Annotated in this window: 17 protein-coding genes and 2 pseudogenes; 3 read left to right on the top strand and 16 right to left on the bottom strand. The window is 68.5% G+C overall.

Annotated elements, in window-relative coordinates; genetic code table 11:
• Nucleotides 1-124 precede the first annotated feature (124 nt).
• Complete coding sequence (locus KSF81_RS14370; protein ID WP_217379579.1) at nucleotides 125-1,399, top strand: family 1 glycosylhydrolase; 1,275 nt, start codon at nucleotides 125-127, stop codon at nucleotides 1,397-1,399.
• A gap of 10 nt (nucleotides 1,400-1,409) precedes the next feature.
• Here KSF81_RS14370 and KSF81_RS14365 read toward each other — a convergent pair whose 3' ends face one another.
• The 16 genes and pseudogenes from KSF81_RS14365 to KSF81_RS14290 all read right to left on the bottom strand — a co-directional run bounded on the left by KSF81_RS14365 (nucleotide 1,410) and on the right by KSF81_RS14290 (nucleotide 21,826).
• Nucleotides 1,410-2,387, bottom strand: a complete 978-nt coding sequence (locus KSF81_RS14365) for a tripartite tricarboxylate transporter substrate binding protein (protein WP_217379578.1) — start codon at nucleotides 2,385-2,387, stop codon at nucleotides 1,410-1,412.
• Nucleotides 2,387-3,436: a TauD/TfdA family dioxygenase gene (locus tag KSF81_RS14360; RefSeq protein WP_217379577.1), complete on the bottom strand. Its 1,050-nt coding sequence runs from the start codon at nucleotides 3,434-3,436 to the stop codon at nucleotides 2,387-2,389. Before KSF81_RS14360 ends, KSF81_RS14365 begins: the two co-directional genes overlap by 1 nt.
• A gap of 82 nt (nucleotides 3,437-3,518) precedes the next feature.
• Nucleotides 3,519-4,313, bottom strand: a complete 795-nt coding sequence (locus KSF81_RS14355) for a xanthine dehydrogenase family protein subunit M (RefSeq protein WP_217379576.1) — start codon at nucleotides 4,311-4,313, stop codon at nucleotides 3,519-3,521.
• A gap of 12 nt (nucleotides 4,314-4,325) precedes the next feature.
• Nucleotides 4,326-6,716 (bottom strand): xanthine dehydrogenase family protein molybdopterin-binding subunit, encoded by a 2,391-nt coding sequence (locus KSF81_RS14350; protein WP_217379575.1) that lies wholly within the window; start codon nucleotides 6,714-6,716, stop codon nucleotides 4,326-4,328.
• Between the two features lie 90 nt (nucleotides 6,717-6,806).
• Nucleotides 6,807-7,310 (bottom strand): (2Fe-2S)-binding protein, encoded by a 504-nt coding sequence (locus KSF81_RS14345; RefSeq protein ID WP_217379574.1) that lies wholly within the window; start codon nucleotides 7,308-7,310, stop codon nucleotides 6,807-6,809.
• A gap of 125 nt (nucleotides 7,311-7,435) precedes the next feature.
• On the bottom strand, nucleotides 7,436-7,831 hold the full coding sequence (locus KSF81_RS14340; protein ID WP_217379573.1) for a hypothetical protein: 396 nt from the start codon (nucleotides 7,829-7,831) through the stop codon (nucleotides 7,436-7,438).
• A 72-nt stretch (nucleotides 7,832-7,903) separates the two neighbouring features.
• Nucleotides 7,904-8,944, bottom strand: coding sequence for an ABC transporter ATP-binding protein (locus KSF81_RS14335; protein ID WP_217379572.1), 1,041 nt, complete (start codon nucleotides 8,942-8,944; stop codon nucleotides 7,904-7,906).
• Nucleotides 8,941-9,933 carry an ABC transporter ATP-binding protein gene (locus KSF81_RS14330; RefSeq protein ID WP_254453525.1) on the bottom strand — a complete coding sequence of 331 codons (993 nt, stop codon included), beginning with the start codon at nucleotides 9,931-9,933 and terminating at the stop codon, nucleotides 8,941-8,943. The genes KSF81_RS14335 and KSF81_RS14330 overlap by 4 nt, the downstream gene beginning before the upstream one ends.
• A gap of 50 nt (nucleotides 9,934-9,983) precedes the next feature.
• Nucleotides 9,984-10,439, bottom strand: a pseudogene (locus KSF81_RS32155) (ABC transporter permease); the annotation flags it as partial.
• A gap of 419 nt (nucleotides 10,440-10,858) precedes the next feature.
• Nucleotides 10,859-11,801: pseudogene (locus tag KSF81_RS14320) on the bottom strand (ABC transporter permease).
• 1 nt (nucleotide 11,802) lies between these two features.
• Complete coding sequence (locus KSF81_RS14315) at nucleotides 11,803-13,410, bottom strand: ABC transporter substrate-binding protein (RefSeq protein WP_217379570.1); 1,608 nt, start codon at nucleotides 13,408-13,410, stop codon at nucleotides 11,803-11,805.
• Between the two features lie 155 nt (nucleotides 13,411-13,565).
• Nucleotides 13,566-15,155 carry an ABC transporter substrate-binding protein gene (locus KSF81_RS14310; protein WP_217379569.1) on the bottom strand — a complete coding sequence of 530 codons (1,590 nt, stop codon included), beginning with the start codon at nucleotides 15,153-15,155 and terminating at the stop codon, nucleotides 13,566-13,568.
• 79 nt (nucleotides 15,156-15,234) lie between these two features.
• Entirely contained in the window at nucleotides 15,235-16,821 is a 1,587-nt protein-coding gene (locus KSF81_RS14305) for an ABC transporter substrate-binding protein (protein ID WP_217379568.1), read from the bottom strand.
• 128 nt (nucleotides 16,822-16,949) lie between these two features.
• The gene (locus tag KSF81_RS14300) at nucleotides 16,950-18,527 is read right to left on the bottom strand and encodes an ABC transporter substrate-binding protein (protein WP_217379567.1); all 1,578 of its coding nucleotides are present in this window, start codon (nucleotides 18,525-18,527) and stop codon (nucleotides 16,950-16,952) included.
• Entirely contained in the window at nucleotides 18,527-20,113 is a 1,587-nt protein-coding gene (locus KSF81_RS14295) for an ABC transporter substrate-binding protein (RefSeq protein WP_217379566.1), read from the bottom strand. Before KSF81_RS14295 ends, KSF81_RS14300 begins: the two co-directional genes overlap by 1 nt.
• Nucleotides 20,114-20,206: 93 nt before the next feature.
• A complete protein-coding gene (locus tag KSF81_RS14290) occupies nucleotides 20,207-21,826 on the bottom strand; it encodes an ABC transporter substrate-binding protein (protein WP_217379565.1) in 1,620 nt (539 codons plus the stop codon).
• A 236-nt stretch (nucleotides 21,827-22,062) separates the two neighbouring features.
• Here KSF81_RS14290 and KSF81_RS14285 point away from each other — a divergent pair, with 236 nt between their 5' ends.
• Entirely contained in the window at nucleotides 22,063-22,536 is a 474-nt protein-coding gene (locus tag KSF81_RS14285) for a GtrA family protein (protein ID WP_217379564.1), read from the top strand.
• Nucleotides 22,537-22,627: 91 nt separating this feature from the next.
• Nucleotides 22,628-24,151, top strand: coding sequence for an exopolysaccharide biosynthesis polyprenyl glycosylphosphotransferase (locus KSF81_RS14280; protein WP_217379563.1), 1,524 nt, complete (start codon nucleotides 22,628-22,630; stop codon nucleotides 24,149-24,151).
• Nucleotides 24,152-24,182 lie beyond the last annotated feature (31 nt).

Genomic DNA, 24,182 nt, shown 5'->3' with positions numbered 1-24,182 from the left:
TCGGCGCTCTGCCGGAATGGGCCACAGGCGGGAATCACCGCCGTAGATTACATGCAGTTCACGTGCTATCCTCACGGAATACTGAATACTCGCTTCGATCACGTTTTCGAGGGACCGCCGGCCGATGCTGGACCTTCTTACCCCCAACACCATCGATTCTCCCGCCATCGCCATGCAGTCCCTGGCCTCCCAGGGCTTTCTCTTTGCCACTGGCATCGAGAACAGCGCCCCCACCATCCAGGGCGGCCGGATCAGGCGCGACCAGATGGAGGAATGCGGCCATTACGACCGCTGGCGCGAGGATTTCGCGCTGGTGCGGGAGGTCGGCTGCGGCTTCCTCCGCTACGGCCCGCAATTCCACCGCACCCTGCTCGGCGCCGGCCGGCACGACTGGTCCTTCGCCGATGAGGGATTCGCGGAGCTGCGTCGCCAGGGGATCACCCCCATCGTCGATCTCTGCCATTTCGGCGTGCCTGACTGGATCGGCGATTTCCAGAATCCCGACTTCCCGGCGCTGTTCGCCGACTATGCCCGCGCCTTCGCGCTGCGCTTTCCCTGGGTGCAGCTCTATACCCCGGTGAACGAGATGTTCATCACCGCAGTCTTCAGCGCGAAATACGGCTGGTGGAACGAGCAGCGGCAGGACGACCGCAGCTATGTCACGGCCATCAAGCACATCGTCCGCGCCAATGTGCTGGCGATGCAGGCGATCCTGCAGGTTCGCCCCGACGCCATCTTCATCCAGAGCGAATCGACCGAGCATTTCCACCCGGAATGCCCGCGCGCCCTGCCCCATGCCGAGCACCGCAATGCCGAGCGCTTCCTGACGCTCGACCTCAATTACGGCCGCCGCGTCTGCTCGGCCATGTATGAATACCTCATGGACAACGGCATGACGCGGGAGGAATACCACTTCTTCCTGCGCCAGGATCTCCGCCGCCACTGCGTCATGGGCAATGACTGGTATGTCACGAACGAGCACCTGATCGATGGCAACGGCGAGAGTCGCTGGGCCGGCGAGGTCTTCGGCTATGACACCGTGACGCGCGACTACCATGACCGCTACCGCCTGCCTGTCATGCACACCGAGACCAACATGGACGAGGGCCCGCGCGGCGATGAGGCGGAGCGCTGGCTCTGGAAGCAATGGTCCGGCCTGATGCGCCTGAAGCGCGACGGCGTGCCGATCCTGGGCTTCACCTGGTATTCGCTGACCGACCAGATGGACTGGGACAGCGCGCTGCGCGAGGTGAATGGCCGCGTCAATCCGCGCGGCCTCTATGACCTCGACCGCAAGATTCGCACCGTGGGCCAGGCTTACAAGCGGCTGATCGAGACCTGGCAGGGCGTGCTGCCGCAGCACAGCCCCTGCCTCAGGCTGCCGCTCGCCGCAGCCTGATACGCGCGCCCTATTCGGGCTGGATGTTCGCCTGCTGCACCACCGCGGTCCAGCGGCGGACCTCCGAGGCCACATGCTCGGCGAATTCGGCCGGTGTGCTGGTCCGTGGCTCGATGCCCTGGCGTATCAGGGCATCGCGGACCTGCGGCAGCGCCATGGCACGCAGCACGGCCGCGTGCAGCCGCTCGACCACCGGGGCCGGCAGCCTGGCCGGGCCCATGATGCCGCCCCAGCTCGTTGCATCGAAGCCGGGGAAGCCCTGCTCGGCGATGGTGGGCAGGTCCGGCGCCTGCGGAATGCGCCCGGCGGTGGTGACGGCAATGCCGCGCAGCCTGCCATCCCGCACCTGCGGCAGCACCACCGGCGCGGTATCCATGATCACCGGGATCTGCCCGCCCACCACCGCGGCAATGGCGAGTTGCCCGCCGCGGAAGGCCACATTCACCCAGCGGATGCTGGCCAGGCTGCCAAGCTGCTCCAGCGTCAGGTGCGGTGCCGAGCCGATGCCGCCGGTGGCGTAATTCACCGCGCCCGGCCGCTCCCGGACATAGGCAAGCAACTCCTGCAAGTTGTTCGCGGGCAGGCCGGGATGCACCGCCAATACCAGCGGCACCGCCGAGACCAGGGAGATCGGCGAGAAATCGGCCACCGCGTCATATGGCACCCGGCGCCCGAGCAGCGCCTGGTTCAGTGCATTCGGTCCGGCATTGGCCATCAGCAGCGTATAGCCATCCGGCGCGCTGCGGGCCACGAGTTCGGCCGCGATGCCGCCATTGGCGCCAACCCGGTTCTCGACGATCACCGTCTGGCCCAGCGTCTCCGTCATGGGCTGGGCCAGCAGCCGCGCAATGACGTCGCTGGCGCCGCCAGGAGGATAGGGCACGACCATGCGAATCGGACGGCTCGGCCAGTCCTGCGCCAGGGCGGGCAAGGCGGGCGCAGCAACCAGCAGGCCGAGCAGGGTGCGGCGCTTGGGATGCAGGCGCATCAGCGGGCCTCCTCCAGGGCGCCGTGCAATTCGCGCGCCGTCTTGCCGTGGTTGCCGAAACGGGTGAAGCCGAAGCGGAGCTGATCGTCCTCGATGCGGCGCAGCGCGTCGTCCTGCAGCCAGAGCCGCAGCATATGCCGCCGCCGTGCCGGATCAGCATGGTCCTCATAGCCCCGGCGGGCGTGGAAGACGGTGTAGTTGTTGGCGAATTCCATGTCGCCGGGTTGCAGGTGGGATTCCAGCAGCAATTCGGGGTCGAGGGCGGTGCAGTCGAAGAAGTCGAGCGCCGCCTTCTCCAGCGGGCTGAGGCGGATGCCGGTGCGCCACTCCGCCTGGGTGATGTAGGACCGCGCGTAGCGGGCGCTGACCGTGCCATCCCTGGCGGTGGAGAATAGCGGGATCTTCTGGCTGACCGGCGGCTCGCCCTCCCCCTGCTCGCCCTTGCGGTCATAGACGAAGCCGCTGTGCAGCAGGGGCAGGTATTCCGGGTGCTCCGCCAGGATGCGGTTGTAGATGGCGAGCGCCGAGGCAAGCAGCGTTTCGCCGCCGGCTTTCGCCTGGCGCAGGCAGAAGAGCCCGACGATATCCGAATTGTCGCAATGCATCGAAAGCTCGGCATTGACCTGGTAGGCGCGCACATCGGGATCGCCATAGCGGAGCCCGCGGTCATAGACGCCGGCGATGAGTTCCGCCGCCGCGTTCTGCGTGACGCCCTGGCCGAGATGCGTGCCGATGCCCCAGAACAGCAGATGCGCATCCGCGTCGCTGTAGCGCTCGACCTGCAGGCCCTGGAGCAGTGCGACGCCACGGCCCCAGGCAAGCTGGTGCCGGACCGCACCGAGCAGCACTTCCCATTCCGGCAGCGGGAAATCAGCCGGGGCGATGGCGTGGAAGGGCAGGCCGCGCACCTTCACCGCCGCCAGCGCCCGGTCCAGCGCGGCGATCTGCGGCGGTGTGAGCCGGATGCGCCAGGAAGGGTCGGCCTCCATCTCCGCCCGCGTCCAGGCGGCGGGCTCGGTGATGGGTTGCAGGCGGATAGGCCCGGCCATCGCATCCTCCCTGTTCCTGCCGCCCCGGTTGACCCGAGGTCGGATAGCGCGGGCGGGGCAGTCCCGCGCCCCGCCCGCCGGGTCAGCCTGCCTCGGCCACCGCGCGCTTCGCCATCACCGTGACAAGATGCGCGCGATATTCGGCGCTGCCGTGGATATCGCCATTCAGCCCCTCGGCCGATTGCTTCACGCCAGCGACGGCATCCGCCGACCAGTTGGCGGTGAGCGCCTTCTCCATCTCGGACTGCCGGAACACGCCCGGGCCGGCACCATTCACCACGACGCGCACGCCGCCCGCGGTCTTCGCCACGAAGACCCCGGCCATGACGTAGCGGCTGGCCGGGTTGCGCATCTTGGCATAGCCGGCCTTCTCAGGGATCGGGAATTCCACCGCCACCAGCAGCTCGCCCGGTTCCAGCGCCGTGGTGAACATGCCTTGGAAGAAGTCATCCGCGGCAATGCGGCGCTTATCGGTGACGACGGTCGCATTCAGGCCAAGCACCGCCGCCGGGTAATCCGCCGCCGGGTCGTTGTTGGCGACGCTGCCGCCCATGGTGCCGCGGTTGCGCACCTGGATGTCGCCGATGCTGCCGGCCATCTTCGCCAGTGCCGGAATGGCGGCCTGCACCTCCGGGCTATTCGCGACATCCACATGCCGCGTCAGCGCGCCGATGGTGAGCTTGTTGCCGTCGCGCTTCACGCCGCGCAATTCGGCGATCCCGGAGAGGTCGACGACCGCGGGCGGCCGGTTCAGCCGGTGCTTCAGCGCCGGCAGCAGGGTCTGCCCGCCGGCGATGGCCCGCGCATCCGGATCGGCGGAGAGGATCTTCACCGCATCCGCGATGGTGGCCGGCTTGTGGTAGGCGAAGTCGTACATGGATCCGATCCCCTACTCGGCCGCCATCGGTCGGCGGCCGGCGTTGATGATGTTCCAGATCTTGGCGGGCGTGGCCGGCATCTCGATATGCCGCACGCCATAGTCCCGCAATGCATCCACCACGGCATTCATGACCGCGGGCGGCGAGCCGATGGCGCCCACCTCGCCGCAGCCCTTCACCCCGAGCGGGTTGTGGGTGCAGAGCGTGGCATGCGTCGCCACGCCGACCGGGGGCAGGTCATCCGCCCGCGGCATGGTGTAGTCCATCATGCTCCCGGACAGCAGTTGCCCGGCGCTGTCATAGACCGCATGCTCCAGCAACGCTTGGCCGATGCCCTGGGCGACGCCGCCCTGCACCTGGCCTTCCACGATCATCGGGTTGATGACGCGGCCGATATCGTCCACGGCGGTGAATTGCACCACCGTCACGCGGCCGGTCTCCGAGTCGATCTCCACCTCGGCGATGTGGCAGCCGCCTGGATAGGTGAAGTTCTTCGGGTCGTAGAAGGCGGTCTCGTCCAGCCCCGGCTCCAGCTCGTCATGCGGGAAGTTGTGCGGCACATAGGCGGCGAGGCTGATCTCGGCCAGCGCCTTGCTGCGGTCGGTGCCAGCGACGCGGAAGGTGCCGCGGTCGAACTCGATATCCTCGACCGAGGCTTCCATCAGATGCGCGGCGATCTTCTTGCCCTTGGCGATGATCTTGTCCATCGCCTTGAACATCGCGCTCCCGCCGACCGCGAGGCTGCGCGAGCCATAGGTGCCCATGCCGAAGGGCACCTTGGCGGTATCGCCATGCACCACGTCCACCTGCGCGATCGGCACGCCGAGCCGGTCCGCCACGAGCTGGGCGAAGGTGGTCTCATGCCCCTGGCCGTGGCTATGCGACCCGGTCAGCACGGTGACGCTGCCGGTCGGGTGCACGCGGATCGTGCCGACCTCGTAGAGCCCGGCGCGCGCGCCGAGCGAGCCCACCACGGCGGAAGGAGCAATGCCGCAGGCTTCCAGATAGGTGGAGATGCCAATGCCGCGCAGCTTGCCTTGGGCCGCGGCCTCGGCCCGGCGCGCCTCGAAACCGGTCCAGCCGGAAGTCTCCAGCGCCTGGTCCAGTGTCGCGAAATAATTGCCGCTGTCATATTGCAGCGCCACCGGCGTCTGATAGGGGAAGGCGTCGGTTGGGATAAAATTGCGCCGCCGCAGCTCGACCTTGTCGATGCCGGTCTCCGCTGCCGCCACATCCACCAGACGCTCCAGCAGATAGGTCGCTTCCGGCCTGCCGGCACCGCGATAGGCATCCACCGGCACGGTGCTGGTGAAGACCGCCTTCACCTCCGCATGGATGGTGGGAATGGCATATACGCCCGACAGCAGCGTGGCATAGAGGTAGGTCGGCACGCAGGGCGCGAAGGTGGAGAGATAGGCGCCCATATTGGCATGGGTCTGCACACGGAGGCCGAGGAACTTCCCCTGCGCATCCAACGCCAATTGGCAGCGCGTCACATGGTCGCGGCCATGCGCATCCGACATGAAGCTCTCGGTGCGTTCGCAGGTCCATTTCACCGGGCGGTGCAGCTTGCCTGCCGCCCAGGTGACGATCGCCTCCTCGGCATAATGGTAGATCTTGCTGCCGAAGCCGCCGCCGACATCGGGCGCCACGACGCGCAGCTTCGCCTCCGGGATCTGCAGCACGAAGGCGCCCATCAGCAGCCGGATGACATGCGGATTCTGGCTGGTGGTATAGAGCGTGTAGTCGCCCGAGGTGGTGTCGTAATCGCCGATCGCGGCGCGTGGCTCCATCGCATTCGGCACCAGGCGGTTGTTCGTGGTCTCGAACTTCACCACCTTATGCGCGCCGGCGAAGGCGGCATCGGTGATGGCCTTGTCGCCGATCTGCCAGTCGTAGCAAAGGTTGCCGGGCGCAGTGTCATGCAGGGCCGGGGCGCCGGGGGCGAGCGCCGCCTCCATGTCGACGGCGGCCGGCAGCACCTCGTATTCCACCAGGATCGCCTCGGCCGCGTCCTTGGCCTGAGCGCGGCTTTCCGCCACCACAACCGCCACGGGGTCGCCGACATGGCGCACCTTGCCGGTGGCGAGCACGGGATGCACGGGCTCGGCCATCGGCGAGCCGTCCTTGTTGTGGATCTGCCAGCCGCAGGGAATGCCGCCGAGGCCGGCCATGTCGGCGCTGGTGAAGACCGCCACCACGCCGGGCATCGCCTTGGCGGCCGCCGTGTCGACGCTCAGGATGCGCGCATGCGCATGCGGGCTGCGGAGCAGATAGGCATGCGCCTGGCCGGGGCGCGAGATGTCGTCCGTGTACTGGCCGCGGCCGGAGAGGAAGCGCAGATCCTCCTTGCGCCGCACGCTGGCCCCGATTCCCTCGAAGGGCGTCACCACGTTCATCATCCCGCCTCCCTATGGCCTGGCCTTTGCCCTGCCCGGCCTTGGCGGCCGGTTCGCCTTGGGGCGCGCCCTGCATGGGCACGCCCAGGCGGCCTATTCGGCCGCGCGTGCCAGCTCGGAACGCCTGCCGTGCATCACATCCTGCGCAGCGGCGATGGCCTTGACGATATTGTGGTAGCCGGTGCAGCGGCAGAGATTGCCCTCCAGCCCCTCCCGGATCTCCTTTTCGGAGAGGCCCGCCGGGTGCTTCTTCACCAGGTCGATGGCGGACATCACCATCCCCGGCGTGCAGAAGCCGCATTGCAGGGCGTGGTATTCGCGGAAGGCTTCCTGCATCGGGTGCAGGGTGCCATCCGGCTTCGCCAGCCCCTCGATGGTGGTGATTTTGCAGCCATCGGCCTGCACCGCCAGCAGGGTGCAGGACTTCACGCTGTCGCCATCCACATGCACCACGCAGGCGCCGCACTGGCTGGTGTCGCAGCCGACATGCGTGCCGGTCAGGCGCAGCTGTTCCCGCAGCAGCTCGACCAGCAGCGTGCGGCCTTCGACCTCCACGGTATGGGCCTTGCCGTTCACGGTAAGCGTTACCTGCGGCATTCCGCGCCTCCCCAATTTGGACACAAGCATTTCGGCGGCCGGGTGGCCGCGTATCGGCTGAAAGGTCGCCCCGCCCCCGCCCGCCGTCAAGCGTCACCGCGTGACGCCCTGGCACCAGGCACGATTCAGGGCTGCTTGCCAGCCTCCGGCACGCTACCGCCCCGCCGTGGAGCGGTTTCCCCACTGTCTCGCGAAGCAGCGGTGGTGACAGGGATCGCCGCCGTCGCTACGGCCGGTGCCGGAATCAGGCGCTTGCGGCCGCGGGTGAACAGCACCAGCAGCCCGAGCAGCAGCGTTCCCAGCGGCCAGACCGTCCAGAGCGTGGCCATGGCCATGGCGCCGAACATGCCGGCGCCGATTGCCACCTCCGGGTCCGGCCCTGACAGGAAGGGGCCGACCGCGGCGCAGGTGCCGAGCATGAGCAGGATCATCACGACCTGGAAGGCCAGGAAGATCCATTTCACGACGCGCCCGAAAGGGCTTCGCGCCTCACGCACCTCCAGCATCACAGGCTCAGCCAAGGCGGGCTCCTCTCTCCCTGGCGGCCGGCCTGGGCGGCGCGGCGGTGGCTCACAAGCACCCCATCCGGCGCCTCAGACCGGCAGCACAGCCTCGCCTTTCGCCAGGGCCAGCGGGTTTTCTGCATCCGGCCGGTCGTGCAGATGGCAGGCCGCCAGGTGCCCGGCGGCCATCGCCGTGCGCGGCGGTGCCAGTTTCGGCTCCTCCGTCCGGCAACGGTCGAAGGCATAGGGGCAGCGGGTGTGGAAGCGGCAACCCTTGGGCGGGTTGATCGGGCTCGGCACATCGCCCTTCAGGATGATGCGCTCCCGCGCCGCACCGGGCATCGGCACCGGCACGGCGGAGAGCAGCGCCTCGGTATAGGGATGCTTCGGCGCGGCGAAGAGGCTGCGCTTCGGCGCCACCTCGACGATCTTGCCGAGATACATCACCGCCACGCGATGCGTCATGTGCTCGACGATCGCCAGGTCATGGCTGATGAACAGCATCGCCAGGCCAAGCTCCTGCTGCAGATCCTGCAGCAGGTTCACGATCTGTGCCTTCACCGAAACATCGAGGGCCGAGACCGCCTCGTCGCAGATGATGAGTTCCGGCTCGGCCGCCAGCGCGCGGGCGATGCCGATGCGCTGGCGCTGCCCGCCGCTGAACTCGTGCGGCCAGCGGCCCACGGCGTCGCGCGGCAGCAGCACCTTGTCCATCAGCCGCGCGACCCGGTCCTCCAGATCCGCGGCGTCCCGGGCCAGGCCGAAATTGCGGATCGGCTCGGCGAGGATGTCGCGCACCCGCATGCGCGGGTTGAGCGAGCTGAACGGGTCCTGGAACACCACCTGCACCCGCCGCCGCAGCGGCCGCAAGGTACCGGCCGGGAGATCGTCGATCCGCTGCCCGTCCAGCACCACCTGGCCATCGGTGATGCCGAAGAGCCGCAGGATCGCCTTGCCTACCGTGGATTTGCCGCAGCCGCTTTCGCCGACCAGCGACAGCGTCTCGCCCTTCTCGATATGGAAGGAGATGCCGTCCACCGCATAGACGTAGCCCGTGGTGCCGCCGAAGAAGCCGCCACGGAGCGGGAAATGCTTCTTCAGGTCGGTGACTTCGAGAAGCGGGGTGCTCATGCGGCGATCGCCCCTTCCCTGGTGGCGTAGTGGCAGGCCGCCAGATGGCCCGGCGCCTTCAGCTCCAGCGCCGGCGCCACCTGCACGCAGAGATCGGTCGCATAGGGGCAGCGCGAGGCGAAGACGCAGCCCGGGATCTTGGTCTTGAGGCTCGGCACCATGCCCGGAATCTCGGCCAGGCGCGTTTCCGTGCCGGTGAGCGAGGAGCCGAGCTTCGGCACCGAGCCCAGCAGGCCTTGCGTATAGGGATGCCGGGGCGAGCGGAACAGCGGCCCGACCGCCGCCTCCTCCACCTTGCGGCCGGCATACATCACCACCACCCGCTCCGCGACCTCCGCCACCACGCCGAGGTCATGGGTGATGAGGACGATGGCGGCGCCGACCCGGTGCTTGAGGTCGCGCATCAGGTCCAGGATCTGCGCCTGGATGGTGACATCGAGCGCGGTGGTCGGCTCATCCGCGATCAGCAGCTTCGGGTTGCAGGCCAGGGCGATCGCGATCATCACCCGCTGCCGCATGCCGCCGGACAATTGGTGCGGATACTCACGCACCCGCCGCTGCGGCTCCGGGATGCCGACCAGGGTCAGCATCTCCACCGCCTTCGCCTCGGCCTCGCGCGCCGAGAGGCCCTGGTGCAGGCGCAGGGTCTCGCCGATCTGCCGGCCGACATTCAGCACCGGGTTCAGGCTGGTCATCGGCTCCTGGAAGATCATGCTGATCTCATTGCCGCGGATGGACTGCATCTCGGATTCCGAGAGTTTCAGCAGGTCGCGGCCCTGGAAGCGGATGGCACCCGCCATCTTGCCGGGCGGCTCCGGGATCAGCCGCAGGATGGACATGGCGGTGACGGACTTGCCGCAGCCGCTCTCGCCCACGATCGCCAGCGTCTCCCCCGCCGCGACCTCGAAGGAAACGCCATCCACGGCACGATTCACCCCATCCGGCGTGCGGAAATGGGTTTGCAGGTTCTCGACCTCGAGCAACGCCATCGCGTCAGAGCCTTTTTGCCATGCGGGGATCGAGCGCGTCGCGCAGCCCGTCACCCAGCAGGTTCACCGCGAGCACGGTGATGGAGAGGAATACCGCCGGGAAGAAGACGATATAGGGCTTCACCTGCCACAGCGCCCTGCCCTCCGCCATGATGTTCCCCCCAGGAGGGAACGATCGGCGGCGTGCCGGCGCCGATGAAGGACAGGATCGCCTCGATGATCATCGCGCTGGCGCAGATATAGGTGGCCTGCACGGTGAGCGGTGCCAGGGTATTCGGCAGGATGTGGCGCAGCATGATCCGGGGCGAGCGCGTGCCGGCCGCCACCGCCGCATCCACATAGGGTTGTTCGCGCAGCGAGAGCACCACGCCGCGCACCAGGCGCGAGACGCGGGGGACCTCCGCGATGGTGATGGCCAGGATCACGTTCTGCACGCTGCCCCGGGTCAGCGCCATCAGCGCGATGGCCAGCAGGATCGGCGGGATCGACATCAAGCCGTCCATGATCCGCATGATGATGCTGTCCGCCCAGCGGATGAAGCCCGACACCATGCCGATGGCCAGCCCGATGACCGAGGAGAAGAAGGCCACCGAGAAGCCCACCAGCAGCGAAACCCGGGCGCCATACATCACGCGGGAATAGACGTCCCGCCCCAGCATGTCGCTGCCGAACCAGTATTCGGCGGAAGGCTCCCGCGTGCGCCGCGCCGGCGCCAGCGCGGTGGGGTCCACCGTCCCGAGCAGCGGCGCGAAGACCGCGATCAGCAGCATCACCAGCAGCAATCCGCCACCGAAGGCGATGGTGGGGTTGCGCCGGAGGAAGCCGATGAAGCCCTTTTTCGGCTTCACCGGCGGCAGCACATCCGGCAGGGGGGCAGCCGCGGCGACGCTCGCCGGAGCCGCGGCGGTGTTGAGGGTTGTGGCGCTCAATACCGGATCCTCGGGTCGAACAGGGTGTAGAGCAGGTCGATCAGCAGGTTCACCAGCACGTAGACGAAGCTGAACAGCAGCACCACGCCCTGGATCACCGGATAGTCGCGGCGCAGGATCGCATCCACCGTCAGGCGTCCGAGGCCCGGGATGGCGAAGACGCTCTCCGTCACCACCGCGCCGCCGATCAGGGAGCGCGACGCCGATGCCGATCACCGTCACGATCGGCACGGCGGCATTCTTCAGCGCGTGCAGGTACAGGATACTGCCCTGCCCCGCACCCTTGGCCCGCGCGGTGCGGATATAGTCCTGCTGCAGCACCTCCAGCATGGTCGCGCGGGTGATGCGGGCGATCAGCGCGATATAGACGCCACCCAGCGCGACGGTCGGCAGGATGAGGTTCTCCAGCCAGGGAAAGAACCCCTGGGCAAAGGGCGTATAGCCCTGCACCGGCAGCCAATCGAGCTCAAGGGCGAAGATATAGGCCAGCAGATAGCCCACCACGAAGACCGGCACCGAGAAGCCGAGCACCGCGAAGGCCATCACCGCGCGGTCGATCCAGGTGCCCTGCTTCCAGGCCGCCACCACGCCCAAAGGCACCGCAGTGATGACGGAGAAGATGAGGGTCAGGACCATCAGCGACATGGTCGGCTCGAGCCGCTGCGCGATCATGGTGGTGACCGGCAGGTTGGTGAAGATCGAGGTGCCGAGATTGCCCTGCAGGATGCGCAAGGACCATTCCCCGAACCGCACCAGGAAGGGCCGGTCGAGGCCGAGGGACTGGCGGATCCGCTCCACGTCATCGGGGGTCGCCTGGTCGCCCGCGATCACCGCGGCGGGGTCGCCCGGCGCGAAGTAGAGAAGGCTGAACACGAAGAGCGCGACGATCGCCATGACCGGGATCGTCGCCAGCACGCGTCTTACGATATAGGCGAACATGTCAGGACTTCGCCACGCCCCAGAAGAAGGGCAATGGCCCCTTCTGGATGCCCGAGACATTCCGCCGCCAGGCCTGGTAGCCCAGGAAGAAGCCGGTCGGCGCGTAGACCACACCCTCCAGCGCCGCCCGGTTCAGCTTGCGGATGACGCCCTTCTCCGCCTCCAGGTCCGGCGCATCGTACCATTCGGCGATCGCCGCCTCCACTGGCGGCAGGTCCGGCCAACCGAACCAGGTGCCATCCGCGTTGCCGCCGGCGCGGAGCTGGATCTGGGTTGCCGGATTCACGCATTCCGCGCCGGCATGCCAGGTGTGGAACATGGACCAGCCGCCCTGGTTGAGCGGGGTCTTCATCGCCCGGCGCTGCCCGACAGTGCCCCAATCCGTCGCGACGAAATCCACGTTGAAGCCGAGGCGCTTCAGCAGGTCCGCCGTCACATCCCCCTGCGCCTTGGTGATCGGCTGGTCCTGCGCCACCAGGCAGACCACGGGCTGCCCGGCATAGCTGCTCTCGGCCAGCAGCCGCTTCGCCGCATCGAAGTCGCGCGGCCCTTTCAGGATCTCGCCGCCCTCCTCGGTATAGAGCGGCGTGCCGGGGGTGAAGTAGCCCGGCAGCGGCTTCCATAGCTTGTCGTCATCGCCCACCAGGGCGCGCATATAGTCATCCTGGCTCATCGCCATGAGTACGGCGCGGCGCGCCTTCACGTCGTTGAAGGGCGGGTTCAGGTAGTTCATCCGGAAGCTGCCGACATTGCCCAGCGGATCGGCGATATCCGCCAGCACGTTGCGGTTCCGCTTCAGGGTCGGCACCAGATCGGTGATGGGGTTCTCCCACCAGTCCACCTCGCCATTCTGGAGGGCGGCGGAGGCGGTGGCGGGATCGGGCATCACCACCCATTCCACCCGGTCCACCATCATGCGCTTGGCGCCGGCGAGCCAGGTGCCGGCATCCTCGCGCGGCTGATACTCATTGAAGCGGGTGAAGACCGACTTGGCGCCCGGCACCCATTCATTGCGCACGAAGCGCATCGGGCCGCTGCCGATATATTCGCCGATCTGCTGGAAAGGGTCGGTCCTGGCGATCCGCTCCGGCATGATGAAGCACATCGGCGTGCTGGTCTTGCCCAGCGCCAGCCGCAGCTTCGAATAGGGCTTCCGCAGCACCCAGCGGAACTGGCGGTCGTCCACCGCCACCAGTTCCTGCTGAATCGCCTTCAGCATCTGCCCCATTGCATCACGCGGCATCCATCGGGTGATGCTTGCGACCACATCCTTTGCCAGCACCGGCTCGCCATCATGGAAGCGCAGCCCTGGCCGCAGCCGGAAGGTCCAGGTGAGCCCGTCGGCGGAAGTCTCCTCCGCCTCCACCATCTGGCGCTGCACCTGCAGCTTTTCGTCCACGCCATAGAGCGTGTCCCAGACCATGGCCGAGGCGTTGCGCACCACATACTGGGTGCCCCAGATCGGGTCGAAATTCGCAAGATTCGCCTGCGGCACGAAGCGCAGCGTGCGCGCCGCGGCACCTTGCGACAGGGCCGGGGCGGGCAGGCCGCCCAGCGTCGCAAGGCTGCCGGCACCCGCGGCCGCCTTCAGGAAATTCCTGCGTTCCATCTTTTTGCCTCCCAAGCCCCGAGCCGGCGGCACGCGCATCCGCCCGGATTGATGTCAGCCTGCCTCACTCCTGGGCATTGCGCCAGCACCGACCGAGCCATCCGCCGCCAGTGGCGCCGCTGTGACCCCAAGCCTTGCACAGGCCGTGCCAGGCTTTACCCCCGGCGCAGGTTCCAGAACAGAGGCGGCCCGCCGGTGATGATATTGGTCAGGCTGCGCCGATAGGCCTGGGGCGGCCGCAGCAGGCCGAGCGGGATGAAGGGCGCCTCCTCCCAGACCAGGCGCTGGATCTCCTCGGCGATACGCTTCCCGGCCGCCGGGTCGGCGGCATCGAACCAGGCCTCGCGCAGCGCCTCCCGCTTCGGGCTAGTGGCCCAGCCGATCCAGCCCTCCTGGCCATTGCCGCGGATCGGCTGATGGCTGCCGGGGACCGAGACATCGAGCCCCTCCCAGCTCGTGCAGAAGATGTTCCAGCCGCCCGTCCCCCCCTCCCCCGGTGGCTCTCGGCTGGCGCGGCGCTGCACCAGCGTGGCCCAATCCATCGTCTGGAGGTCCACGGTCATGCCGCAGCGCCTGAGCGTATCCGCCGCCGCCTCGCTCAGCGCGCCCAGGGTCGGGAAGTCCGAGGGCGAGAGGATCACCACCCGCTGCCCGCGATAGCCGGCTTCGGCCAGGGCGTGCTTCGCCGCCTCCGGGTCGCGCGGGTCGGTCAGCACCTCCAGCCCGGCGTCGGTCGCCAGCGGCGTGCCGGGGGTGAAGACGCCGGCCGGCACCTGCCATAGCGCAGCATCCTCACCCAGCGCCGCCTGCATGAAATCCCGCTGCTCGATCGCCGGCAGGATGGCGCGGCGGATGGCGGGGTTGTCGAAGGGCGGATGCAGGTGGTTGAAGCGCAGCATGGCCAATGCGCCGGCGGTATTCACCACCTCCACGGCGATGTCGCGGTTGCGGCGGAGCAGCGGCAGCAGGTCCGCCAGCGGCGTCTCCCACCAGTCCAGCTCGTTGTTCTGCAGCGCGGCGGCGGCGGTGGCGGGGTCGGGCATGATGCGCCACTCGACCCGGTCGAAATGCACCTGCTTGCCGCCGGCCAGAAAATCCGCGGGCTCGTCGCGCGGCACATAGCCGGTGAAACGCTCATAGGCGGCCAGGCTGCCCGGCACCCATTGGCTGGCACGGAAGCGGAAGGGGCCGGAACCCGTATAATCGGTAATCTGGGTGAAGGGATCGGTGCGCGCCACCCGTTCCGGCATGATGGCGCAGAGATTGGCGGAAGGCTTGCCGAGCGCCCAGGCCAGGCCGGGCCAGGGCTTCTTCAGCACGATCTCGATCCTGTCGTCCGCCGGCGCCCGCATCTCCTGCAGCAGCAGGCCGAGCCGCTGGCCGAGCACATCGCGCCGCGACCAGCGGCCGATGGAGGCGATGCAGTCCCGGGCCAGAACCCTTTCGCCATCGTGGAAATGCAGCTCGGGCCGGAGCGTGATGCCATGGGTCAGCCCATCCGCCGAGACCTCATGCGCCGCCGCCATCTGCGGCTTCGGCTGGTGGTCCTGGCCGAGCCCGAAGAGCGTGTCATAGACCATCAGCCCGTGGTTGCGGGCGGTGGTGTTGGTGGTCCAGATCGGGTCTATATTGGCGAGATTGCCCTGGGGGGCGAAACGGAGTGTGCGGGCACTGCTTTGCGCCCCTGCCAGCCGGGGCGCCGCCAGCGCCAGCGCGGCCCCCTGCAACAGGCTTCGACGATGCATGGTCCCCCTTCCCCGGTCCCTCAGGCAAGGCGATCCCATGCCCGAGGCGCCGGGCCGACGCAACCACCACCCTGGCCTGTCACGTCTTGCCAATATTCCAGAAGGCCGTCACCGGGCAGCGGAACACGCCGGTCAGGTTCCGCCGCCAGGCCGAGGGCTGCCAATAGAAGCCGAGCGGAATATAGGGCATCACCTCCATCGCCCGGCGGTTCAGAGCCTCGCCCACACGCCGCGCCTCGGCGGGGTCGCCGGCCTCGATCCAGGCTTCGCGCAGCCGCTCGATCTCGGCATCCGTGGGCCAGCCGAACCAGGCCTGCGGGCCATTGGCGCGAAGGAACAGGTGGAAGACCGGCAGGGCCAGGCTCTGGCCGGAGGAGGTGGTGTGGATCATGCTCCAGCCGCCGCGCTCCACCGGCTCCCGGCTCGCCCGCCGCTGCACCAGCGTGCCCCAGTCGGTGGAGACGAGTTCCAGGTTCATGCCCAGCCGCCGCAGCAGGTCGGCCGTCACCAGCGAGACGGCATTGATCTGCGGATAGTCGCCGGGCGCGATCAGCACGACCTTCTCATTGGCATAGCCGGCCTCGCGCAGCGCCGCCTTGGCGCGGTCGATGTTCCGGGTCTTGAGGATCTCGCTGCCCTCCTCATTCGCCAGTGCCGTGCCGCAGGTGAAGATCCCCTCGCAGACCGACCAGGCGCCGTCGTCATTGCCGGCCACGGCACGCATGTAGTCGCGCTGGTCCACCGCCATGGCAACGGCGCGGCGGATGCCGGCATTGTTGAAGGGCGGGTGCAGGTGGTTGAAGCGGCAGATCGCATAGGTGCCGTCCAGCAGCCGCTGCTGCACCAGCACCTCGCGCGAGCGTTTCAGCAAGGGCAGCAGGTCGTGCAGCGGGTATTCCCAATAGTCCTGCTCGCCGGTCACCATGGCATTGGCGGCCGTGGCGCTGTCGCTGATGATGGTCCATTCCACCCGCTCGATACGCGGGATGCGGCCGCCGGCGAGGCCATCGACCGGCTCCTGGCGCGGGATATAGGCGTCGAATTTGGCCCAGGCGGCGAATTGCCCGGGATTCCACTCGTCGCGGAGGAAGCGGAAGGGGCCGCTGCCGACCGTCTCCCGTACCTGCTGGAAGGGATCGGTCGCGGCGATGCGCGCCGGCATGATGAAGCAGGGATTCTGCGTCTGGCCGATCGCCAGGGTGAGCAGCGGAAAGGGCCGCTTCAGGGTGAAGCGGAAGCGCCGGTCGTCCAGCGCCGCAAGCTCCTCCACCCGGCTCCAGAGCACCTGGCCGAAGGTGTCGCGCGCCGCCCAGCGGCGGATGGAGGCGACGCAATCCGCCGCCCGCACCGGCTCCCCGTCATGGAAGCGGAGGCCGGGGCGGAGGGTGAAGTTCCACTCCTTCCCATCCCGCTCCGTGGTCCAGCCTTCCACCATCTGCGGCCGCACCTCGCCCGCCGCGTCCTGGGCGCAGAGCTGGTCGTAGATCAGGAAGGCGTTGTTGCGGGTGACGACGGCCGTGGTCCAGACCGGATCGAGGCTGGTCAGGTTGGCCTGCGGCACCACCCGCAGGGTGCGCGCCGCGGCCCCCTGGGCCAGGGCGGGCGCCGGCATCGCGGCGGCGAGTGCCGCGGCGCCGGCCCCGCGCATCAGGCTGCGTCTCTCCATCGCCCGAACCTCCCTGTTCAGCGGCGCTATAGCGGCGTTCCGAATTGATGGTTCGGCACCCCGCTGTAGCCTGTTGTTTGTAGAGCAGATTCACGCCTCCGGGCGGTTCCGCCCTGCGGCGATCCGCTCTAAGTCCGCCGGATGCCCCAGAAGATCGCCAGCCCCCGCACCCGGTCCGCCAGGTCCCGCCGGATCGCCGTCTGCGAGCGGTAGGCGCCCACCGGGATGAAGGGCAGTTCCTGCATCGCCAACACTTGCATCTCGCGCGCCAGTTCCTGCCGCCTGGCCAGGTCAGGAGCCTCGAACCAGGCGTCGCGCAGCGCCTCCAGCGGTGGGATGTCGGGCCAGCCGAACCAGGCGCCGGCGCCATTGGCGCGGAGCGTCGGGTTGGTGGCCGGCGTCATGAAATCCATGGAGCTGAAGGCATACATGGAAACCGACCAGCCGCCGCGTTCCAGCGGCTCCCGGCTGGTGCGGCGCTGCACCACCGTGCCCCAATCGGTCAGCACCGCATCGAGGTTCACGCCCAGCCGGCGGAACAGGTCGAGCGCCACCTGGGTCAGCGCCGAAGGCACCAGGATATCCGTCGGGCCGAGCAGCCGGATCATCTGGTTGGTATAGCCGGCCTCCCGCAGCAGGGCCTTGGCACGGTCGAGGCTGCGTGGCCCGCGCAGCGGCTCCAGCCCGGCCTCGCTCGCCATCGGGCCACCGGGCGTGAAGATGCCGGCATCGGTCACATAGAGCGAGGGGTCGGTGCCCACCGCCGCATGCATGAACTCCTCCTGGTTGATGGCCGGCAGCAGCGCCTGGCGGATGCGGCGGTCGTTGAAGGGTGGGTGCAGGTGGTTGAAGCGCATCAGCGCCATCATCGGCGCCGGGTCCATGGCCTCGATCGCCAGCGCCCGGTTGCGGCGGAGTAATTGCTGGATCTCGGGCGGCGGCTGCTCGTACCAGTCGATCTCGCCAGCCTGGAGTGCGGCGGCGGCGGTCGCGGCATCCGGGATGATGTGCCACTCTACCCGGTCGAAATGCGCGAGTTTGGGCCCCGCGGTATAGCCGGTTCCCTCGGCCGGGGTCGGCTCATAGGCGGCATTGCGCTCGAAGGCGGCGCCGCTGCCAGCAATGAATTCGCGGTCCAGGGATTTATAGGGACCGCTGCCCATCACCTCGCGCAATTGCGTGAAGGGATCGGTCCTGGCCAGGCGCTCCGGCATGATGAAGCAGGGCGGCGCCACCGGCGAGCCCAGCGCCTCGAAGAGCAGCGGGAAGGGCCGCTTCAGGCGGAATTGCAGGCGCCGGTCATCCAGCGCCGCCAATTCCTCCACGGCCGGCGCCAGCTTCTGGCCCATGGCATGGCGCCGCATCCAGCGGCTGATGCTGGCGACGCAATCCCGCGCCAGCACCGCCTCCCCATCATGGAAGCGCAGCCCGGGGCGGAGCGTGATGGTGACGCGCCGCCCCTCCTCCTCGACCACATGCCCCGCCGCCATCTGCGGCCGCGGGCGGAACTGCGCGTCGCTGCCATAGAGCGTGTCATGGACCATGTAGCCCATGTTCCGGGTGACGTTGGAGGTGGTCCAGACCGGGTCCAGGCTGGAGAGATCCGCCTGCGGCACGAAGCGCAGCACGCGCGCCCTGCCCTGTGCCACCGCCGGCCGCGCCAGCGCCGCTGCCGCCGTGGCACCGAGGAACGCGCGCCGCTGCATTACACCCTCCTGATGTTCCAGAAGATGGCGAAGCCCGAAACCCGGTCCTGCAGGTTCTTCCGCAGCGCCGTGTTGGAAATATAGGCACCGACCGGGATGTAGGGCAGCTCATCCATCGCCACCTCCTGCATCTCGCGGCAGATGCGCTGCTGGGCGGCGAGATCCGGCGCATCGAACCAGGCGTCGCGCAGTTCCTCCAGCCGCGGGATGGTCGGCCAGCCCGGCCAAGCGGCGGCGCCATTGCCGCGCAACGGGGTATGCGCCGCCGGGTCGAGGAATTCGAAGGAGGAGAATGCGGTGTAGAGGACGCTCCAGCCGCCCTTGTCCAGCGGTTCCTTGCTGGTCCGCCGCTGCACCACCGTCCCCCAGTCGCTCAGCGCGAAGTCCAGGTTGACGTCGAGCCGGCGGAACATATCGGCACCCACCTGGGTCAGGGCGGTGGGCGCCAGGATGTCGGTCGGCCCGATCAGGCGGATGAGCTGGTCGGTATAGCCGGCCTCCTTCAGCAGCGCCTTCGCCTTGTCGATGCTGCGCGGCCCGGTCAGCGGGCCGAGCCCGGCATCGGAAGCCATCGGCGTGCCGGGCGTGAAGAAACCAACATCGGTCCTGTACATCTTCGGGTCCGGTCCGACCACTGCGGCCATGTAATCCGCCTGGTCGATCGCCGGCAGGAGCGCCTGCCGCATCTTCTTGTCGTTGAAGGGCGGATTCAGGTGGTTGAAGCGCAGGATGCCGGTCAGCGGCAGCGGATCCATCGCCTCCACCACGATCTGCCGGTTGCGGCCAAAGAGCTGCTGGATCTCCGGCGGCGGCTGCTCGAACCAGTCGATCTCGCCGGCTTGCAGAGCGGCGGCGGAGGTGGCGGCATCGGTGATGATGTGCCACTCTACCCGGTCGAAATGCACCTGTTTCGGGCCGGCAGTCAGGCTGGGCTGGCCGGTCGGGTTCGGCACATAGTCCGGGTTGCGTTCATAGACCACGCGGCTGCCGGAGTTGAACTCGTCGGTCTTGAAGCGGAAGGGGCCGCTGCCGGTGGCATCCCGGATCTGGGTAAAGGCATCGGTCCTGGCGATCCGCTCCGGCATGATGAAACAGACCGGGTTGGTCGGGCTACCCAGGCCGTGGATCAGCATGGGGAAGGGTTTCTTCAGGCGGATGCGCAACCGCCGGTCGTCCACCGCCTCCATCGCATCCAGCACGCTGGCGAGCTTCTGCCCGGTCGGATTGCGCTTCATCCAGCGGGCGATGCTGGCGGCGCAATCGGCGGCCCGCACCGGCTTGCCATCATGGAATTTCAGGCCGGTCCGAAGCGTGATGGTGACCAGCTTGCCATCCTGCTCCACCTGATGGCCCTCGGCCATCTGCGGCTGGGTGCGGAATTGCGCATCCAGGCCGTAGAGCGTGTCATAGACCATGAACCCGTGGTTCCGCGTGATGTTCGCGGTGGTCCAGATCGGGTCGATGCTGGTGAGGTTGGCCTGCGGCACCATCCGCAGCAGGCGTGCCTGCGATGGCTGGGCGATGGCGAAGCGCGGCAGCGCCGCGGCGCCGGCGGCAGCGCCGGCCAGCAGGTCACGTCGGAACATCCTTGTCTCCCCGGGGCCGGTGGATCCGGCCGTTGCGGGGAGTGAACCGCGAAACCGGGCGCCGCCGCAAGCCGCGCCCGGTGGCGGGGGGGGTCAGGCCCGCTGCACGTTCCAGAACAGCGGCATGCCGGTCAGCACGCCGGTGATGCCGCGCCGGTAGGCCCAGGGCTGGAAATACTGGCCGACCGGCAGATAGGGCACCTCCTTGAAGGCCTCGGCCTGGATCTCCGCCGCGAGCCGCTTCTGCGCCTCGAGATCCGGCGCCTCCAGCCAGGCGTTCCGCAGTTCCTCGATCCGCGGCATGGTCGGCCAGCCGAACCAGGCATTCGGCCCATTGCCGCGCAGGCCGAGATGCGAGGCGGGGTTGATGAAATCCAGCCCGGCGAAGAAGGTGAAGAACACGCTCCAGCCACCGCGTTCCACCGGCTCCCGGCTGGCACGGCGCTGCACCACCGAGCCCCAATCGGTGGAGACGTAATCCACATTCATCCCCGATTTCACCAGCATGTCGCGCCCAACCTGCGCCATGGCGTTGAGCGAGGGGAAGTCGGAGGCGGCGATCAGCACCACCTTCTCGCCCTTGTAGCCGGCGGCGGCCAAGTCGCGCTTGACCTTGTCGTAGTCGCGCGGGCTGGTCAGCGCCTCCAGCCCCACCTCGCTCGCCATCGCCGTCCCCGGCGGGAAGAAGCCCACGCCCTGGCGCCATTGCGACGGGTCGGTGCCGATCACCGCTGACATGTAATCGGCCTGGTTCACGGCGCCGAGCAGCGCCCGCCGGATGGCGGGGTTGTTGAAGGGCGGATGCAAATGGTTGAACCGGCAGATGCCAAGCAGCCCGGTCGGGTCCTGGACCTCCAATGTCAGGTTGCGGTTGCGCCGGAGCAGCGGCAGCAGGTCGGCGGTGGGCTGCTCCCACCAGTCCATCTCGCCATTCTGCAGAGCGGCGGCGGCGGTGGAGGCGTCCGGCATCACATGCCATTCGACCCGGTCGAAATGCACCTTCTTGGGGCCCGAGGTCCAGGCGGCGGTGCCGCTTTCGCGCGGCACATAGTCCGGGTTGCGCTCATAGACCACGCGGCTGCCGGGCACCCGCTCCGATGCCACCCAGCGGAAGGGGCCGGAACCCACGATGTCGCGGATCGGCGTATTGGCGTCGGTGCTGGCGATCCGCTCCGGCATGATGAAGGGAACCGGGGAGCTGGGCTTGGCCAGGGCGTCGAACAGCAGCGCGAAGGGGCGTTTCAGGCGGAAGGTGAGATTGCGGTCGTCATCCGCCACCAGTTCATCGGTCGCCGCCAGCAGCGCCTGGCCCATCGCGTCGCGCTGGCCCCAGCGCTTGATGGAGGCGACGGCGTCGCGCGCCCGCACCGGCTCGCCATCGTGGGATTTCAGCCCGGGCCGCAAGGTGATGGTGACGCGGCGGCCGCCATCCTCCACCCGATGCCCCTCGGCCATCTGCGGCTGCGGCTTGAACTCGGCATCGACGCCATAGAGGGTATCATAGATCAGGAAGCCGTGATGCCGCGTGACATAGGCGGTGGTCACGATCGGGTCGACAACGGCAACATCCGATTGCGGAATGAATTTCAGCACCCGGTTGGCGGCGGGCTGCGCCAGGGCCGGGCTGGTCAGCGCCCGATCGGCCAGACCGGCCGGCAAGGCGAGTCCGGTCGCGCCTAAGGCGCCGGTCCTCAGAACATCCCGTCGCCGCATGGTTCGTTCCCCGTCATCCTGTTGCCAAATTGTCGAGTTAGGGCCATGCCCGAAACCGGGCAAGGGTTCCGAAAGGCTTCGCTTCGCCGGCATTTGCATGGCGCCCGCGCATACCGCCATGCGCCATGGATCGTGACAACACCGCACGGCGACATCGGGCGGTATAAGCCTCACCGTGCTGTGTTTGTGCAGCGCACATAATCACCGGTATCCTGCATGTATCCGGAAGCAAACACATGATCGCATCTCCTTCCCAGGCAACCCTGGCGAATCGCCTGGGTATTGGCCGCACGCGTTGGGCGGGCGAGTTCCTGCGCTTCGGCCTGGTGGGAGCGGCCGGCTTCGTGGTGGATGCCGCCGTTCTGACGCTCGCGCTGGCCCTGGGGCTTGGTCCCTGGTTTGGCCGTGTCCTTTCCTATGTGGCGGCGGCGAGCGCGACATTCGCGATGAATCGCGCCTGGACCTTCCGGGAAGCCGGCCGGGCACGGCCGATGCGGCAGTGGGCACTGTTCCTGACCGTCAATCTGTCCGGATTCGTATGCAACTACGGCACCTATGGCACGCTCATCGCCCTGGTTCCGACAGTTGCCGCAAACCCGGTGCTCGGGGTTGCGGCAGGATCCGTTGCTGGGCTGGCAGGGAACTTTCTGCTAACGCGACGTTTCGTCTTCGGCCAGGACGCCGGAGTGTCCCGGCATGCCGGACGGTGAAGATCACAGAAGCCATGCATAGCGGATGCCCTCCCCGGAAGCCGGCCCCTGACGCATCGCCCGTCCGGCTCAAGGCCCTGGCATGCACGGCATGAGCCCGCCCGAGCCGCGCCCGTCGGATACTCGCCTGGTCCCCGCGGTGGCGGAGGCCGGCTGGGGCGACTACCGCACCGCCGCCAGGACCCGCACGCGCCGGACGTCCCACCACTGGGCCAGCACGAAGCCGCTGCCTCCCGCGCTCCTGGCCGCGTCGGTGGTGCTGCTCGATATCGGCATGGTGGCCGGCGGTGGCCTGCTGCTGCGATTCGGCCCGAGCCCGGAAGGCGGTCCGGCCTGGCCGCTGATCGGCGTCCTGATCCTGTTTTTCGTCAGCCTGGCGGGGGCGGCCGGCGCCTATCGGCATGGCGGGCTTTTCGGCGGCCGGCGCGCGATGCTGGCGGCGCTTGGCAGCCTCGCGGCCGCTCTTGGCGGGACGGCGCTGGCGGCCCTGGCACTGGATGCCCGGGCGGATTTCGGGCCCGGCCTCGCGCTGTTCTGGCTTCTGCTGGCGGCGCCGGCGCTGCTCGGCGGCAGGCTGGCCGCCGCCGCCGCGCTCCGGGCGGCGCCCCGGCGCACGCGCACCCGCGTCGTGCTGGTGGGCGATGGGCCACAGGCCGCGCGTTTCGCGGCGGCGCTGCAGGCCTGGCCGGACCAGAGCCTCCGCCTCCTCGGCCTGGTCGATGACGGGTGGCGCGGCCTCGCCGCGCGCGGCCATGGCCAGAGCGGCGTGCCGCATCTCGGGCAGGTCGAGACGCTGCTCGGCATGATCCGGCGCGGCGAGGTGGACCAGGTGGTTCTGACCCTGCCCTGGGCCGCGGAGGCACGGCTGCGGCGCCTGGAAACCCTGCTCGCCGACTACCCCGTGGATCTCCGCCTTGCGCCCGACCTCGCTGCCTATCGCGCCGGGCAGCCGGGCGGGCTCGACGCCGGCGGACTGCCGATGCTGCGCCTCGCCGATCGGCCGATCCGGGGTTGGGCCGGGGCGCTGAAGGTGACCGAGGACTATGTGCTCGCGCTTGGCGCCCTGGCGGTGGCGGCGGTGCCGATGGCGCTGATCGCCCTGGCGATCCGGCTCGAGACGCCCGGCCCGGTCCTGTTCCGCCAGCGCCGCACCGGCTTCAACAACCAGGAATTCCACGTCTTCAAATTCCGCACCATGCACCATGCGGATGCCGATCCCGGCGCCGAGCGCCAAGTCCTGGAAGGTGACCCGCGCGTCACCGGCGTCGGCGCCGTCCTGCGCCGCACCTCGCTCGATGAATTGCCGCAGATCTTCAATATCCTGCGCGGCGAGATGTCCTTCATCGGGCCACGGCCGCATGCCCCTGGCACCCGCGCCGGCGGGCGCCCCTTCGAGGAGGTTGTGGCGCATTACGCCGCCCGGCACCGGGTGAAGCCCGGCCTCACCGGCCTCGCGCAGGTGCGCGGCTGGCGCGGCCCGACCCAGACGGAGGAGAAGCTCATCCGTCGCGTCGAGAGCGATCTGGAGTATATCGAGAATTGGTCGCTCTGGCTTGACGTGGTGATCCTGGTCCGCACCCTGGTGGCCGTGGCCCGCATGCGCAACGCCTGCTGAGCCGCCGGCCACCATCGCCCAGACCGGTCGG

This window comes from Siccirubricoccus sp. G192 (assembly GCF_019084075.1).
Taxonomy (GTDB): domain Bacteria; phylum Pseudomonadota; class Alphaproteobacteria; order Acetobacterales; family Acetobacteraceae; genus G192.
Note: the sequence above shows the minus strand (reverse complement) of the source record. Positions and strands in the feature narration are given on the sequence as shown.

Bases quoted from the DNA above. Each gene is read 5' to 3' on its own strand.
- KSF81_RS14295 (WP_217379566.1), bottom strand. From the start codon at position 20,113: ATGTTCCGACGTGACCTGCTGGCCGGCGCTGCCGCCGGCGCCGCGGCG.
- KSF81_RS14280 (WP_217379563.1), top strand. From the start codon at position 22,628: ATGAGCCCGCCCGAGCCGCGCCCGTCGGATACTCGCCTGGTCCCCGCG.
- KSF81_RS14370 (WP_217379579.1), top strand. From the start codon at position 125: ATGCTGGACCTTCTTACCCCCAACACCATCGATTCTCCCGCCATCGCC.
- KSF81_RS14310 (WP_217379569.1), bottom strand. From the start codon at position 15,155: ATGCATCGTCGAAGCCTGTTGCAGGGGGCCGCGCTGGCGCTGGCGGCG.
- KSF81_RS14315 (WP_217379570.1), bottom strand. From the start codon at position 13,410: ATGGAACGCAGGAATTTCCTGAAGGCGGCCGCGGGTGCCGGCAGCCTT.
- KSF81_RS14335 (WP_217379572.1), bottom strand. From the start codon at position 8,944: ATGAGCACCCCGCTTCTCGAAGTCACCGACCTGAAGAAGCATTTCCCG.
- KSF81_RS14305 (WP_217379568.1), bottom strand. From the start codon at position 16,821: ATGGAGAGACGCAGCCTGATGCGCGGGGCCGGCGCCGCGGCACTCGCC.
- KSF81_RS14345 (WP_217379574.1), bottom strand. From the start codon at position 7,310: ATGCCGCAGGTAACGCTTACCGTGAACGGCAAGGCCCATACCGTGGAG.
- KSF81_RS14285 (WP_217379564.1), top strand. From the start codon at position 22,063: ATGATCGCATCTCCTTCCCAGGCAACCCTGGCGAATCGCCTGGGTATT.
- KSF81_RS14360 (WP_217379577.1), bottom strand. From the start codon at position 3,436: ATGGCCGGGCCTATCCGCCTGCAACCCATCACCGAGCCCGCCGCCTGG.
- KSF81_RS14365 (WP_217379578.1), bottom strand. From the start codon at position 2,387: ATGCGCCTGCATCCCAAGCGCCGCACCCTGCTCGGCCTGCTGGTTGCT.
- KSF81_RS14330 (WP_254453525.1), bottom strand. From the start codon at position 9,933: ATGGCGTTGCTCGAGGTCGAGAACCTGCAAACCCATTTCCGCACGCCG.
- KSF81_RS14290 (WP_217379565.1), bottom strand. From the start codon at position 21,826: ATGCGGCGACGGGATGTTCTGAGGACCGGCGCCTTAGGCGCGACCGGA.
- KSF81_RS14355 (WP_217379576.1), bottom strand. From the start codon at position 4,313: ATGTACGACTTCGCCTACCACAAGCCGGCCACCATCGCGGATGCGGTG.
- KSF81_RS14350 (WP_217379575.1), bottom strand. From the start codon at position 6,716: ATGATGAACGTGGTGACGCCCTTCGAGGGAATCGGGGCCAGCGTGCGG.
- KSF81_RS14300 (WP_217379567.1), bottom strand. From the start codon at position 18,527: ATGCAGCGGCGCGCGTTCCTCGGTGCCACGGCGGCAGCGGCGCTGGCG.